Annotated in this window: 16 protein-coding genes; 7 read left to right on the top strand and 9 right to left on the bottom strand. The window is 74.0% G+C overall.

Features of this window, described 5'->3' with window-relative positions; genetic code table 11:
- Nucleotides 1-17: 17 nt before the first annotated feature.
- Together SJY07_RS18875 and SJY07_RS18870 are read right to left on the bottom strand one after the other, a co-directional pair.
- Nucleotides 18-860 carry an EamA family transporter gene (locus SJY07_RS18875; protein WP_380161175.1) on the bottom strand — a complete coding sequence of 281 codons (843 nt, stop codon included), beginning with the start codon at nucleotides 858-860 and terminating at the stop codon, nucleotides 18-20.
- A 41-nt stretch (nucleotides 861-901) separates the two neighbouring features.
- Nucleotides 902-2,176, bottom strand: a complete 1,275-nt coding sequence (locus SJY07_RS18870) for a PP2C family protein-serine/threonine phosphatase (RefSeq protein ID WP_328292681.1) — start codon at nucleotides 2,174-2,176, stop codon at nucleotides 902-904.
- Nucleotides 2,177-2,313: 137 nt separating this feature from the next.
- On the opposite strand from SJY07_RS18870, the gene SJY07_RS18865 reads away from it, so the two are divergent.
- Entirely contained in the window at nucleotides 2,314-3,810 is a 1,497-nt protein-coding gene (locus SJY07_RS18865) for a DHA2 family efflux MFS transporter permease subunit (RefSeq protein ID WP_380161174.1), read from the top strand.
- Between the two features lie 34 nt (nucleotides 3,811-3,844).
- Nucleotides 3,845-4,999 (top strand): MFS transporter, encoded by a 1,155-nt coding sequence (locus SJY07_RS18860; RefSeq protein ID WP_328292683.1) that lies wholly within the window; start codon nucleotides 3,845-3,847, stop codon nucleotides 4,997-4,999.
- Nucleotides 5,000-5,017: 18 nt separating this feature from the next.
- Here SJY07_RS18860 and SJY07_RS18855 read toward each other — a convergent pair whose 3' ends face one another.
- Both SJY07_RS18855 and SJY07_RS18850 read right to left on the bottom strand, forming a co-directional pair.
- Nucleotides 5,018-5,326, bottom strand: coding sequence for a hypothetical protein (locus SJY07_RS18855; protein WP_380161173.1), 309 nt, complete (start codon nucleotides 5,324-5,326; stop codon nucleotides 5,018-5,020).
- Nucleotides 5,327-5,369: 43 nt separating this feature from the next.
- The gene (locus tag SJY07_RS18850) at nucleotides 5,370-5,948 is read right to left on the bottom strand and encodes a TetR/AcrR family transcriptional regulator (protein WP_380161172.1); all 579 of its coding nucleotides are present in this window, start codon (nucleotides 5,946-5,948) and stop codon (nucleotides 5,370-5,372) included.
- An 84-nt stretch (nucleotides 5,949-6,032) separates the two neighbouring features.
- Here SJY07_RS18850 and SJY07_RS18845 point away from each other — a divergent pair, with 84 nt between their 5' ends.
- Nucleotides 6,033-6,914: an SDR family oxidoreductase gene (locus tag SJY07_RS18845; protein ID WP_380161171.1), complete on the top strand. Its 882-nt coding sequence runs from the start codon at nucleotides 6,033-6,035 to the stop codon at nucleotides 6,912-6,914.
- 4 nt (nucleotides 6,915-6,918) lie between these two features.
- Here the strand turns inward: SJY07_RS18845 and SJY07_RS18840 are convergent, their stop codons facing one another.
- Complete coding sequence (locus SJY07_RS18840; RefSeq protein WP_380161170.1) at nucleotides 6,919-8,043, bottom strand: SDR family oxidoreductase; 1,125 nt, start codon at nucleotides 8,041-8,043, stop codon at nucleotides 6,919-6,921.
- A 16-nt stretch (nucleotides 8,044-8,059) separates the two neighbouring features.
- Between SJY07_RS18840 and SJY07_RS18835 the strand changes: the two genes are divergently transcribed.
- Nucleotides 8,060-8,653, top strand: a complete 594-nt coding sequence (locus SJY07_RS18835; protein WP_380161169.1) for a helix-turn-helix domain-containing protein — start codon at nucleotides 8,060-8,062, stop codon at nucleotides 8,651-8,653.
- Nucleotides 8,654-8,714: 61 nt separating this feature from the next.
- On the opposite strand, the gene SJY07_RS18830 is transcribed toward SJY07_RS18835, so the two are convergent.
- Together SJY07_RS18830 and SJY07_RS18825 are read right to left on the bottom strand one after the other, a co-directional pair.
- A complete protein-coding gene (locus SJY07_RS18830) occupies nucleotides 8,715-8,861 on the bottom strand; it encodes an antitoxin (RefSeq protein ID WP_380161168.1) in 147 nt (48 codons plus the stop codon).
- 81 nt (nucleotides 8,862-8,942) lie between these two features.
- Entirely contained in the window at nucleotides 8,943-9,296 is a 354-nt protein-coding gene (locus tag SJY07_RS18825; protein WP_328292690.1) for a VOC family protein, read from the bottom strand.
- A gap of 180 nt (nucleotides 9,297-9,476) precedes the next feature.
- Between SJY07_RS18825 and SJY07_RS18820 the strand changes: the two genes are divergently transcribed.
- Nucleotides 9,477-10,358, top strand: coding sequence for an SDR family oxidoreductase (locus tag SJY07_RS18820; protein ID WP_328292691.1), 882 nt, complete (start codon nucleotides 9,477-9,479; stop codon nucleotides 10,356-10,358).
- A gap of 29 nt (nucleotides 10,359-10,387) precedes the next feature.
- Here SJY07_RS18820 and SJY07_RS18815 read toward each other — a convergent pair whose 3' ends face one another.
- Entirely contained in the window at nucleotides 10,388-10,615 is a 228-nt protein-coding gene (locus SJY07_RS18815; protein ID WP_380161167.1) for a hypothetical protein, read from the bottom strand.
- A 285-nt stretch (nucleotides 10,616-10,900) separates the two neighbouring features.
- Between SJY07_RS18815 and SJY07_RS18810 the strand changes: the two genes are divergently transcribed.
- Nucleotides 10,901-11,185 carry a hypothetical protein gene (locus tag SJY07_RS18810; protein WP_380161166.1) on the top strand — a complete coding sequence of 95 codons (285 nt, stop codon included), beginning with the start codon at nucleotides 10,901-10,903 and terminating at the stop codon, nucleotides 11,183-11,185.
- A gap of 61 nt (nucleotides 11,186-11,246) precedes the next feature.
- Complete coding sequence (locus SJY07_RS18805; protein ID WP_328292694.1) at nucleotides 11,247-11,450, top strand: hypothetical protein; 204 nt, start codon at nucleotides 11,247-11,249, stop codon at nucleotides 11,448-11,450.
- Nucleotides 11,451-11,462: 12 nt separating this feature from the next.
- On the opposite strand, the gene SJY07_RS18800 is transcribed toward SJY07_RS18805, so the two are convergent.
- A complete protein-coding gene (locus SJY07_RS18800) occupies nucleotides 11,463-13,007 on the bottom strand; it encodes a glucose-6-phosphate dehydrogenase (RefSeq protein WP_380161165.1) in 1,545 nt (514 codons plus the stop codon).
- Between the last annotated feature and the right edge of the window lie 49 nt (nucleotides 13,008-13,056).

Here is a 13,056-nt window from a genome sequence, read left to right as displayed (position 1 = left end):
GCCTCGCTGCACAGGTGTCAGCCCAGGGCGCAGAAGGCGGCACCCACGAGGACCACCACGACCCCACCGGACTGGACGCCGCTCAGTCGCTCGCCGTGGAACCGGCGCGCCAGCAGCAGGGTCACGGCCGGGTAGAGCGAGGCCAGGACGGCGACGACGCTGACCAGTCCGCTGCTGGAGGCCACCGCGTAGGCGGCCGTCGCGGCGAGGTCGAGGACCCCGAGGCCCAGCAGCGGAGGCAGGTCGCCCCGGACGACCGGTGGCGACTGCCGTCGCTTCGCCAGCGCCACCCCGAGGACCACGACGACCGAGGAGAGCCGCATGCCGAGCAGGGAACCCGGCACGGAGACCTCGCTCCCCCGGGCCAGGGCGTAGATCTCGACGCCGAAGAGCACCGCGGCGAGCAGGGCGAGGGTGATCGCCCGGCCCTGCCCCTTCTTCGCGGCCGTGACGTCCGGTCCGGCGGTGGCGACGACGCCGAGGATCGCGAGCGCCGCTCCCAGCACCTGCAGCGTCGCGGGTCGTTCACCGCCGGCCACCGAGATGACGAAGGGGACGAGCATGCCGCAGGAGGCGATGGGGGCGACGACGCCCATGGTCCCGATGGCGAGCGCCGTGTAGAGCGCGCCCATCGCCGCGGCCCACGTCACGCCGGCCAGGACCGACCAGCCGATCCAGTTCCCGTCCGGGACGTGGGCGAGGTGACCGCTCGCAGCGAGGACGACCAGCAGCACGAGCGCCGAGAGGACCTGGGAGACGGCGAGGACCTGGACGGCCCGCAGCCGTCGGCTGACGCTGCCCCCCAGGAAGTCCGACGTGCCCCACAGCACGCTGGCGAGGAGGGCGAGGACGGCGCTCACGAGGGACGGTTCTGCGGCAAGAGGTGCACGAGGGTGCTTCGTCAGCGCGGGGCGCGTCCTTGAGGACCTCCCTCGAGGGTGTGGCTGGCGCGCGCGGTGTCGGCCCCGGCCGAGGTGGACCGGGGGCTGGCGTGGTCCCCGAACCAGTCGACGACGAGGATCGTCGCGTCGTCCTCCAGCGTTCCGCCGGTCTGGCGCAGGACGGCGTCCGCCAGCGCGCGGACGGCCTCGCGGACGTGCAGGGGCGCGGCGGCCGCCACCTGGGCGTCCAGGTCCAGGTGTTCCGCGTTGCGCTCGAGCATGCCGTCGGTCAGCAGCACGATCCGGTCCCCGGGCCGCAGCGTCACCTCGCTCGCGCGGTAGCCGCTGCCCGGGAGGAGGCCGAAGGGGAGGTCCGCCGCGAGGCCCAGTTCGACCACCTTCCCGGCCCGCACGAGCAGGGGCTGGACGTGGCCGGCGTTGACCAGGCTGAGGACGCCCGTCCGCAGGTCGAGACGTCCGAGGATCCCCGTCACGAAACCCTCGGAGGGCTGTGGTCCGGGACCGTCGTGCTCGAGGAGCGCCGCGTCGGCCGCCTGCGCCATCTCGACCAGACCCGCCCCACCGCGCCGCGCCAGGCGCAACGCGTTGACGCACAGGGTGGCCGTCAGCGCCGCGCCCACGCCGTGGCCCATCGCGTCGGTGAGGCTGAGGTGGAGCACGTCGCGCGCCACGCTGTAGTCGAACGTGTCCCCGCCGACGCTGGCGGCCGGTTCGAGCCAGCCGGCCAGGCTGAACGAGGACGCCTCGCACGTGGAGGCCGCGGGCAGCAGCCGGCGCTGGATCTCGGCGGAGAGGGTGAACGGCGTGCTGCGCTGGCTCCACTCGAAGAGGTCGGTGTGGCGCCGGTTCGCGATGACGACGAAGGCGAGGGCGTGCGCCGTGGCCCGGACCTCCGCCACCGTCGCGGCGTCGGGCTCCCCGGGCAGGGTGAGCTGGAGCAGTCCGACGACCTCGCCCCGTTCGGTCACGGGGGCGTGGACCTGCCAGCGGTCCCGGTCCCCCTCCAGCGGCAGCACCCGGACCGTCTGGGTCCGGATCGCCTCGCTCGCCGGGGCGTGGGCCTGCAGCGGCAGGGGCGAGGACCCCGCCCGGGACGGGTCCCCCAGGCGGACGAGGGCCCGCCCGGTGAGGTCGCTCATGAGGAACGAGACGTCGGTGGCGCCGAGGACCGCACCCAGCCGTTCGGTGACGGCCTCGACGGCGTCCACCGGTGCCGCGTCCTCGGCGGCGTCCAGCACGGCCCGCAGCGCCCGTCCGGGCGTGTCCTCGCTCACCCGGTCAACGTAACCGGGGCGGGGTCCGACAACGCTGCCGACGAGCGTCCGCCGCCGGGCTCGTCCTGACATGCTGACGACGTTTCCCTGGACGTTTCCCTGGACGACGCCCTGGACGGGGCCGGAGGAGGTGGGTCGTGACCGAGTCCTCGCCGGCCGGGGCCGGCGTCGCGTACGCGAGCGGTCCCGGGCGCTGGATCCTGCTCACCACGATCCTCGGGTCGGGACTGGCCTCGCTGGACGCCAGCGTCGTCGGGGTCGCCCTGCCCACCATCGGGCGGGAACTGCACGTCGACCTCGCCGCGCTGCAGGGGGTCGTCAACGGCTACACCCTCACCCTGGCCGGTCTGCTGCTGCTCGGCGGTGGCCTCGGTGACCGCTTCGGGCGACGACGGGTGTTCCAGGTCGGGGTCGTGTGGTTCGCGCTGGCCTCGCTCTTGTGTGGGCTGGCCCCGGACGCCCCGGTCCTCGTCGCCGCCCGGGCGTTGCAGGGCGTGGGGGCCGCGTTGCTGACCCCGGGGAGCCTGGCCGTCCTGCACGCGGCGTTCCGCGCGGAGGACCGCTCCCGGGCCGTCGGGGCGTGGTCGGGTCTGGGGGGTGTCGCCGTCGCCGTCGGCCCCTTCCTGGGCGGCTGGATCCTCGGGGTGGGGTCCTGGCGCTGGCTGTTCCTCATCAACCTCCCCGTCGCGGTCGTCGTCGTGCTGGTGTCCTCCCGCCACGTGCCGGAGTCCCGGGCGCCGCACGTCGACGGACGCCTCGACGTGCTCGGCGCGCTGACGATCACCGCCACCCTGGCCGCCCTCACCTACGGACTCGTCGAGGGTCCCGGCCGGGGGTGGTCCTCCGCCGCCGTCCTGGGGAGCCTGCTGGCCGCGGTGCTGCTGTTCGGGGCGTTCCTGCTCCGCGAGGCCCGGGCGCGGAACCCGTTGCTGCCGCTGGGGTTGTTCCGCCGACGGCAGTTCTCCGCGGTGAACGCGGTGACGTTCGTCGTCTACGCCGCGCTGGGCGGGACGTTCTTCCTGCTGCCCGTCGTGCTGCAGACCGCCGTCGGCTACAGCCCGCTGGCCGCCGGGACGTCCCTGTTGCCGGTGACCGTCGTCATGCTGCTGCTGTCGTCGCGGTCGGGGGCGCTCGCCGCGCGTCGCGGGCCCCGGCTGCAGTTGAGCGCGGGGCCGCTGATCGCCGGGGCCGGGTTGCTGCTGCTCACCCGCCTCGACGCCTCGGGGTCCTACCCGACGCAGGTGCTGCCCGCGGTCCTGGTCTTCGGGCTCGGGCTGGCCGTCACCGTCGCCCCGTTGACCTCGACCGCGCTGGACGCCGCGCCGGACGCGCAGGCGGGGATCGCCTCCGCCACCAACACCGTCGTCGCCCGGACCGCGGGCCTCGTCGCCGTGGCGGTGCTCCCCGCCGCCGCCGGCATCAGCGGCGACGACTACCTGCGCCCGGTGGCCCTGCTCGGAGGTTTCCACGCGGCCGTCGTGATCGCCGCGATCGTCTGCGCCGCAGGGGGAGTGCTGGCCGCACTGACGCTGCGCACCGGCGCCGGCACCGACACCGACCAGAGCGAGGCACCCGCCCCGCACGAGATGAGCTGCGCGCTCGACGCACCGCCGCTGCGCCGAGGGGGGCGGTGAGGGCACTCCGGGCGCGGGCGAGGAGGCTCACCCGGTGAACCGCCTGCTCGTCCCCTCCGCGGCCCTGTTCTGGGGTCTGCAGTTCGCCTTCCTCAACCCCGCCCTGGCCCTGCTGCTCGTCGCGCTCTACGACGCCGACGCCCGGCAGGTGGGGTTGGTGCTGGCCCTCTACAACGTCGGCGGTTTCGCGGCCTCCCTGCTGGTGCCCGCCTACGCCGACCGCCGGGGTGACTACCTGCGGCCGATGCTCGGCTGCGGGGTGATGACCGTCGCGCTGGCGGTGGTGCTCGGACTCAGCCGCAGCCTCCCCCTCGCCGTCGTCGCGCTCGTCGTGCTCGGCGGCCCCGCCGGGGTCGGCAACTCCCTGCTCTTCGCCCACCTGCGCCACTCCGGGGCGAGCTCCTCCGACGTCATCGGCACCCGCGCCATCGCGTCGTTCGCCTGGGTGGCGGGTCCCCCGGTCGCCACCCTGGTCATCGGCGCGTTCGGCGACCGGGCCGTGCTGGTCCCGCTGGCCGTCGTCGCCGCGCTGACCGTCGGGACGGCGACGCTGATGCTGCGGGCCGACCGCTCGCGCACCCCCGGGACGAGGTCCGGCGCCGCCGACGACCACGAGCCGACGACGCGCGCGGCCGTGGCCGGCATCGTCGTGGCCTTCGTCCTGCTGCAGGCGACGAACAGCGCCGCCGTCTCGGTCATGAGCCTGTTCACCACCCGGGACCTCGGTCTGCCGGTGGCGTGGGCCGGCGCCGCCCTCGGGCTGGCCGCGGGTCTGGAGATCCCGGCGCTGCTGCTGGTCGCGCGGTTGACGAAGCGCTTCACGAACTTCGCGTTGCTGGTCGCGGGCTGCCTGGCCGGGATCGCGTACTACGCGGCGATGACGTTCGTCGGGGGTCCCGTCACGCTCCTGTGCGCCCAGGCCCTCAACGCCTGCTTCTTCGCCGTCGTCGCCGGGGTCGGACTCACCCTCTTCCAGCAGGTGATCCCGCGCCCGGGGCTGGCCTCGGGCCTCTACGTGAACACCCGCCGGGTCGGCGCCGTGATCTCCGGCCCGCTCATCGCCTTCGGTGCGGGCACCTCGCGCGGGTACGGCGGGATCTACGCCGTCTGCGCGGTGCTCACGGCGCTCAGCCTGGTGACCGTCCTGGTGCTGCGCCGGGGACGTCGTCCGACCGCCACCGCGGGCTGAGCGGACGACCTCCCGGGGTCAGCCGAGGTGCTCGACGTGGGCGAGCAGGCGGCCCGCCTCGTCCACCCACCCCTTGGACCGGGCGTGGCCGAGCATCCCGTCGAAACCCCGCTGCCAGTGCTCGGAGGCCGACGTCCCCGCGGCGAGGCGCAGGAACCCGGGTTCCACGGCGACGTGCTCCGCCGAGTGCCCGGTGCCGGCTCCGGCCGACTCCAGGGCCGCGACGACCGCCGCCACCGTCAGCCCCGACGCCTCGACGTGGAACCGGTCGAGCACCTCGACGTGCTCGACCGTGACGGACCCGTCGTCCCCGACCCGGACGATCATCTCGTTCCTCCTCCTCGACGGGGCTCTCACCCCGGTGGGCACCTCAACCGAGTGCGGCGCCGGCGGCGCGCAGTTCCTCCAGGGCGGCGGACGCGTGCGGCCACAACCCCCCGGCCTCGTCCGGCGCGGCGTCGGCCCACCGGGCGTACCCGAGCTTGAAGGCCATGACGCCCATCTCGGCGGCCAGGTGGGCGGCGGTCGAGGGGACTCCCCGCCCGACGAGGGCCTCCGTCATCGCCGCGGCCATCCCCACGCTCTTGAGCGCGTCCCGCTCCCGCAGTTCCGCGCTGGCCGCCACGGCGGCCTTGAGCCGGGGTCCGAGTTCCCGGTTCGCGGGGCCCATCTCGGCGCAGGCGCGTTCGAGACCCGCGGCGACGGCCGCCAGTGGAGCGGCCTCGGGGGGTGCCGTGGTGATCCCGTCGGCCAGCAGGCCGCTCAGCGTCTCCTGCCCCGCGACGAGCAGTTCCCGCTTGTCCGGGAAGTGGCGGAAGAAGGTGCTCTTGGTGACCCCGGCCCGGTCGGCGATCTGCGCGACCGTCGTGGCGTCGTAGCCCTGCTCGACGAACAGGTCCACGGCCGCGACGACGAGGCGTTCGCGAGCGCCGGGTTCCCATCGAGCCATGACGACATCATAGGTGACGGGACTTTTGTCCCATCAGGCTGTACGGTGATGAGACAAGAGTCCCATCACTCGAGAGGCCCTCCCGTGCGCGTCTTCCTCACCGGCGGAACCGGAACGATCGGATCGGCCGTCACGGCCGAACTGCTGGCCCACGGTCACACCGTCCTCGCCCTCGCCCGTTCCGAGGACTCCGCCCGCGCCCTCACGGCCGCGGGCGCCGAACCCCTGCGCGGCTCGCTGAGCGACCTCGACGTCCTGCGCGCCGGGGCGGCGGCGAGCGACGGGGTGATCCAGCTCGCCTTCAGCCGCGACTACTCCACCGCCGACTCCGTGATCGCCGGGGTCGCCGAGGAGACCGCCGCGCTGACCACGCTCGGCGAGGCGCTCGTCGGGAGCGACCGTCCCCTCGTCACGGTCTCGGGAACCCCGTGGATCCCGGGACGGGCGTCCACGGAGGCCGACCCGCTGCCCACCGACGGCCCGGTCGGCGGTCGCGGCGCGACCGTCACGGCGATCCTGCGCCTCGCCGAGCGCGGCGTGCGGGCCAGCGCCGTGCGGATGCCGCGCACGGTCCACGACCAGGGCCGGGGCGGCTTCGCCGGGATGCTCACCGACGCGGCCCGCCGCACCGGGGTGGCCGGCTACCCCGGCGACGGGACCCAGCGCTGGCCGGCCGTCCACGCGGGCGACGCCGCGTCGCTGTTCCGCCTGGCCCTGGAGGACGCGCCCGGCGGAACCGCCTGGCACGCCGTCGCCGACGAGGGTGACGCGGTGCGCGACATCGCGGCGGTGATCGGTCGCCGGCTGGGCCTGCCCGTCGCCGCGGTGCCGGAGGAGACGTTCGGTCCGTTCGGCCCGATCTTCGCGATGGACCAGCCCGCCTCGAGTGCCGCCACCCGCGCGGGGCTCGGCTGGGAACCGGTGCACCCGAGCCTGCTCGCGGACCTGGAGAACCTCGAACCCTGACGGCTCAGGCCGGCGGCAGGACGCCCGCCGTGCGGTAGCGGTCGACCAGGCGCAGCAGCGCCCGCTCGGTGCTGACGTAGCCGGTGAACCCGGCGACCCGGCTGCGGGTCATGTCGGCCAGCACCTCGACGTCACGGCCGAGGTCGCTGTCGCTGTGCCACCAGGACGCCACCTTGGACAGGTCGGGTTCGACCAGGCCGTGCTCGGCGACGAGCCTGTCCCACACCGGTTCCGCGTCAGCCATCTGCTGCTCCAACGGCAGCGGCGTCTCCTCCGGCCCGGCCGGTTCGACCCCCAGGTGGGCGGCGAGCCGGGGCCAGAGGCGACGCCACCGGATGACGTCGCCGTTGACGACGTTGAACGCGGTGTCCGCCACCTCGGGGGTGGTGGCGGCCCAGAGCTGGTGGTCGGCCAGCTGGTCGGCGTCGGTGATGTCCACGACGCCGTTCCACTGGGTGAGCGAGCCGGGGAACGTGAACTTCCGCCCGCTCGCCCGCACGATCGCGCCGTAGGCCCCGAGGGTGGGCACCAGGTTCATGGCGTTGCCGACGGCGAACCCCACGACGGTGTGCGCGCGGTGGACGGACCAGCCGAAACCGTGAGCCGCTGCGGCGGCGAAGAGTTCGTCCTCCTGCGCGTAGTAGAAGTTCTCCACCGGCAGGCGTTCGGCGTCCTCGAGGAAGGGGGTGTCGGGCAGGTCGCCCTGCCCGTAGGCCTCGAACGGGCCGAGGTAGTGCTTGAGCCCGGTCACGAGGGCGACGTGGCGCACCGAACCCTGCGGGCCGAGCACCGCGAGCAGGTCGCGGACCATGGCTCCGTTGACCCGGACGTTCTCGGCCTCGGTGTCCTGGCGCGCCCACGCCGTGATGAACACGTGGGTCGGGGCCAGCCCGGCGAGCTTCTCCTCCAGGTCGCCGCGGGAGAACAGGTCCGCGGCGACGTGCTCGACCCCGTCGACGGTGGGCGGGCGGCGCGACAGGCCCGAGGTGCGCCAGCCGGAGGCGATCAGGCGTTCCGCCAGGGCGCCCCCGGTGATCCCGGTCGCACCGACGACGAGGGCGTGGGCACCGGGCGGCGGCGTGCGGACCGGGACGGGCGCCCGGTCGGGCAGGGTTTCGGGGGTCGACATGAGCACCACAGTACGCATGCCTGTCGCTATGCTGCCCATCGTGGCCGACGACGAACTCACCCCACGACTCGCCGAGGTGCTCCGTTCGTCCCGGCTGAGCCACGGGTTGAGCACCGCCGCGCTGGCCGAGGCCTCCGGCGTCTCCCGCGCCTCGATCGTGAAGCTCGAACGGGCCGAGTCACAACCGTCGGCGGCACTGCTGGGACGCCTCTGCCCCCCGCTCGGGCTGACCCTGTCGGAGTTGTTCGCGCGCGTCGAACGTCCGCGCGAGGACAGCGGCCGGTTGCTGCGCGCCGGCCAGGCGCCCGTCTGGACCGATCCCGCGTCGGGCTACCGCCGGGTCTCCCGGTCCCCGCTGGCGGGCGGACCGTTGCAGCTGACCGAGATCGAACTCCCCCCGGGCGCCTCGATCACCTACCCCGCCGACGCCTACCGCGACATCCACCAGCAGGTCTGGGTCCTGGCCGGTGACCTGGAACTCGTGGAGGACGGGCGGCGCCACGAACTCGGCGCCGGCGACTGCCTCGAACTGGGGCCGGCCGCCGACTGCACGTTCACCAACCACCGCGACCGCACGACCCGGTACCTGGTGGCCGTGGCCCGCCGCTGACGCCACGCACGAGAGCCCCGGCCGGACGGCCGGGGCTCTCGCGGTCAGCTGAGCGGAGTTCTCACTCGCCGATCTTGCCGTCGGCGGCTTCCTGGGCCTTGTCGACCCGCTCGGCGTGCTTGCCGCCGGTCTTCTCGTCGGCCGCGTCCCCCGCCTTGTCGATCGCGGCGTCGCTGGCCTTCTCGGTGATGTCGCCGAAGTCGGGCATGGTCACTCCTCTGGTCGTCGGGTGGAACTCAGGTCGAACTGTGCGCCCGCACCGGGGGCCCCGCCACTCGAAACGGAACCCTCAGGCGGGCGGGGCGTAGAACTGCAGGTCGTTGCCCTCGGTGTCCTTGAACGGCGCGATGCGACCCCAGTCGTGCTCGCTGATCCCCCCGGTGAAGCGGACGCCCTGGGCCATCAGCCGGGACACCTCCTCGTCGAGGGTTCCGTCGGGCTGGAACGTGATGACCGCCCCGCCGTCCGCGGTGGCGGACGTGCCCTCCCGGGCGTTCAACCCGAGCATCACGCCGTTGGCGTCGATCTCGCTCCAGTCCGGTCCGGTCGAGGTCACCGTCAGGCCGAGCACCTCGCCGTAGAAGTGCACCGCCCGGTCCATGTCGTCGACGGGAACCCACACGCTCGCCACACCAGTCGCCATCTCTGCTCCTCCGCAGTGGTCCCGTTCCTGAGAACGTCCCCAGGGAACGCTCCGGCGGGCTGCTCCACCGGCGGCCGCCGGACGCGGCCAGGGCCACCTTGACCCCGCCCCCGCGACCCTGCACCCGGAAACGGCTGCTCAGCCCGTGTGCGAACCCCGCGGTGCGGGTAGAGGAACACCATGGCTCCTGACCAGCACACCCCGACCGACCCGACCACGCAGCACCCCGACAGCACCCCCGGACAGACCCTCACCCACCCCGGCGCCACGTCGCGGATGACGCCCGCCCCGGACCACGGCGAGGACAGCTACGTCGGCACCGGCAAGCTCACCGGACGCCGGGCCGTCATCACCGGCGGGGACTCCGGCATCGGTCGCGCCGTCGCCATCGCCTACGCCCGCGAGGGTGCCGACGTCCTCATCGTCCACCTCCCCGAGGAACAGGAGGACGCCGACGCCACGGTGGCCCTCGTCGAGGCCGCCGGACGCCGCGGGATCAGCGTTCCCGGCGACCTGCGCCAGGAGGAGTTCTGCCGCAGCGTGATCGACCGCGCCGTCCAGGAGTTCGGGGGCCTCGACCTCCTCGTCAACAACGCCGCCTACCAGATGAGCGTCGAGGGCATCGAGGACCTCACCACGGAACAACTGCTGCGCACGTTCACGACGAACGTCTTCGCCACGTTCTGGCTGTGCAAGGCGGCGGTCCCGCACCTCGCCCCGGGGTCCGCCATCGTCAACACCGTCTCCGTCCAGGCCGACACGCCCTCCCCCGCGCTGCTCGACTACGCGATGACGAAGGCCGCCCTGGTGAACTTCACCCTGAACCTCGCCCAGGAACTCGGGGAGAAGGGCATCCGCGTCAACGCCGTCGCCCCCGGCCCGGTGTGGACCCCGCTCATCCCCGCGACCATGCCCGAGGACCAGGTCGAGGACTTCGGCACCCAGACCCCGCTGGGCCGGGCCGGACAGCCCGCGGAACTCGCCCCCGCCTACGTGTTCCTCGCCTCCCAGGAGTCCAGCTACAGCACGGGAGCCGTGATCCGCGTCGCGGGCGGGAACTGACGCGTCGTGCGGTGACCGCGTCCTGATCGTCAGGACGCGGTGCCGCTGCCGAGTTCTTCGACGTCGAAACGTCGCTGGACGATGTCGTCGGCGAGGTCGTCGTCGAGGTCGTCCAGCGTCGTCGACGTGGCGGAGGCGTGCGCCCGCAGGATCGAGAGGGCCTGCTGGCTGGTCACGGTGAGGCTGAGCCCCACCATCCCGGTGGCCACCCGCACCTGTCGCCGGCGGATCGTCTCGGGGCTGTCGGACCAGTCCACGTGGACCCCGGCCGGAGTTCCCGCCCGTGTCCAGGCTTTCGTGAGCACCTCCCCGGGCGAACCGGAAACGCTCGGCCGACGAGTTCGTGTCCCGGTCCCCCGGTGCCGTCCGTCCGCCGTCGCACCCGGTGTTCGCCGCGCACCACGGCGCAGCCCTCCTCGTCGTCGACCGCCGCGCCCTCGCGGGGCGGCACGGTGGGAGACGGATCGCAGGGCTGCAGCCGGAAACGGGACACGGTGCTGGAGCCCTGTGCAGGACCCTCGCGGGCGCGGTACAACTCTCGGGTGTCGGACGAGCACCCTCTGCGCCATCGCGCCCTGGCCGTACGTGGTCTCCTGGGCGACGTGTGGGGCAACGGGATGCCCGACACCCCGGACCCGTGGCTCACGATGACGACCGACGGGATCGCCTGCGACGACCTGGTGGGACGCGAGCACGGCTACGTCGTGCTCGGCGACGGCCTGGCCCTGGAGACGCTGGCGGCCCTGCTGCGGGCCCACCCCGATCCGGTGGCCGCCCGCGCCGCTCTCCCCCCGGCGCTGCGGGACCGCCTGGAGGTCACTGGTTGACCGGGGACCACTGGTGCCAGACTGGCCCCCCGAAGGGGGCCAGCGACCGGTGAGGTGGGAGATGAGCGGAGAACGTCGGGATCTCGACGAGGACCAGGTGCGCCTGCTGGGCCGGTTCGACGGCGCGAGCGCCGCCGAGGTCGCCGAGCGCCTCGGGTGCAGCCTCTCCGAACTCGCCGAGCGGCTGGTGGCCATCCGCAGCGCCCTGAGCGTGGACAGCACGGCGGCCGCCGTGCAGGCCGTGCGGGCCCGCGGCCTCATCTGAGCTGTCCGAGCCTCAGACCGCGGGGAAGTCCGCGGTCGCCTCGGGGCCGTCGCTCCCGGCGGGGTAGGTCTCCAGCGGCACCTCGTCGGCCTTCCACGCCGCGATCACCGGGGCCAGGATGCGCCAGCAGTCCTCCGCGGTGTCCCCGCGCACCGAGAGCAACGGGTCGCCGTCGAGCACGCCGGCCAGCACCTCCCCGTAGGCGGGGAGGTCGGAGTCCCCCAGGCGGGCGGTCAGCGTCGCCTCGTCGAGGTCGAACGGGTCGCCCGGGGCGTTCACGTTCAGGTCCAGGCTCACGGTGTCGGGTTTGAAACCGAGCCGGAGCCGGGTGGGGACCGATGTGCCCAGCAGTCCGGCCATGAGGTGCGGGACGGGCTTGTAGGTGATGACGGCCTCCTTGCGGGCCCGGCCGAGGGCCTTGCCGGACCGCAGGCGGAACGGGACCCCGGCCCAGCGCCAGGTGTCGATGTGCAGGACGACCTCGGCCAACGTCTCGGTCTGGCGGGCGGGGTCCACGCCCTGCTCGGCGGTGTAGTCGGGCAGGTCGCGGTCCCCGAGGCGACCCGCGGTGTACCGGGCCCGTCGACTGGCCTGCGCGGGAGGACCGGCGAGGCGGGTCGCCCGCAGCAACTGCGCCTTCCGGTCGCGGAACTCCCGCTCGTCCAGTGCCGAGGGGGCGTCCATCGCCAGCATCGCGAGCACCTGCAGCAGGTGGCTCTGGATCATGTCGATGAGGGCGCCCGCGTGGTCGTAGTACCCGGCGCGGCCCTCGAGCGCGAGGTCCTCGTCGTAGAACACGTCGACGCGTTCCACGTGGCCCGCGTTCCAGGTGGGTTCGAAGATGCGGTTCGCGAAGCGCACCCCGACGGTGCCGAGCACCGTGGAGGTGCCGAGGAAGTGGTCGACCCGGTGCACGTGCTCCTCCGGGACCAGGCGCGCGACGACCTGGTTGAGCTCGTGCGCCGAGGCCTCGTCGGAGCCGAAGGGCTTCTCCATGACCAGCCGGGTGCTGGCCGGCAGGTCCCGGCCGACCAGACCCGCGCACGCCTTCGCCGTGATCGCGGGCGGGAGGGCGAAGTACACCGCGACCGGGGCGGTGCAGGAGCCCATCAGGGCCAGGAGGGCGTCGGGATCGGTGACGTCGACCTGCGCGTAGCGGCTGGTGTCGCGCACCGTCCGGGCGGCGTCCGCCGACTCCTCGCCCGCGTCCAGCGCGTCACCGAAGGCCTTCGTCACCACCTCGCGCCACCGGTCGTCGTCCCAGTCCTCCGCACCGGCGCCGACCAGTTCGAGCGAGGAGCCGTGACCGTGCGCGGGGTCCTCGTTGCGTCCGGAGACCAGGAGCCGGGCCAGGCCGGGCATCAGCAGCCGGGAGGCGAGGTCACCACTGGCCCCCAGGATGAGCAGCGTCGCGACGGGGTCCTGCCGGGAGCGCCCGTCCTGAGCGGCTCCGGCCGCGCCGTGGCCGCCGCCGGCCCCCGCCGGGTCGTCGCCGCGGCTCTCGCTGCCGCCGGTGGCCGGGTGGTCGTCGTGGTGCCGGTCGCTGTGGTTGCTCACGCGCACACCCTGCCGAGGTTCCACGTCCCGCGCGCGACGACCCGCCCGG

The sequence above is a fragment of the Kineococcus sp. R86509 genome, from assembly GCF_042466365.1.
In the GTDB taxonomy this organism is placed as follows: Bacteria; Actinomycetota; Actinomycetes; order Actinomycetales; family Kineococcaceae; genus Kineococcus.
The sequence above is the reverse complement of the archived record's forward strand: the minus strand, read 5'-3'. Positions and strand labels throughout refer to the sequence as shown.

Excerpts from the sequence above, each read along its gene's own strand:
- SJY07_RS18855 (WP_380161173.1), bottom strand. The coding sequence starts at position 5,326 with ATGATCGTCCGGGTCGGGGACGACGGGTCCGTCACGGTCGAGCACGTC.
- SJY07_RS18850 (WP_380161172.1), bottom strand. The coding sequence starts at position 5,948 with ATGGCTCGATGGGAACCCGGCGCTCGCGAACGCCTCGTCGTCGCGGCC.
- SJY07_RS18840 (WP_380161170.1), bottom strand. The coding sequence starts at position 8,043 with ATGTCGACCCCCGAAACCCTGCCCGACCGGGCGCCCGTCCCGGTCCGC.
- SJY07_RS18835 (WP_380161169.1), top strand. The coding sequence starts at position 8,060 with ATGCCTGTCGCTATGCTGCCCATCGTGGCCGACGACGAACTCACCCCA.
- SJY07_RS18830 (WP_380161168.1), bottom strand. The coding sequence starts at position 8,861 with ATGCCCGACTTCGGCGACATCACCGAGAAGGCCAGCGACGCCGCGATC.
- SJY07_RS18825 (WP_328292690.1), bottom strand. The coding sequence starts at position 9,296 with ATGGCGACTGGTGTGGCGAGCGTGTGGGTTCCCGTCGACGACATGGAC.
- SJY07_RS18820 (WP_328292691.1), top strand. The coding sequence starts at position 9,477 with ATGGCTCCTGACCAGCACACCCCGACCGACCCGACCACGCAGCACCCC.
- SJY07_RS18805 (WP_328292694.1), top strand. The coding sequence starts at position 11,247 with ATGAGCGGAGAACGTCGGGATCTCGACGAGGACCAGGTGCGCCTGCTG.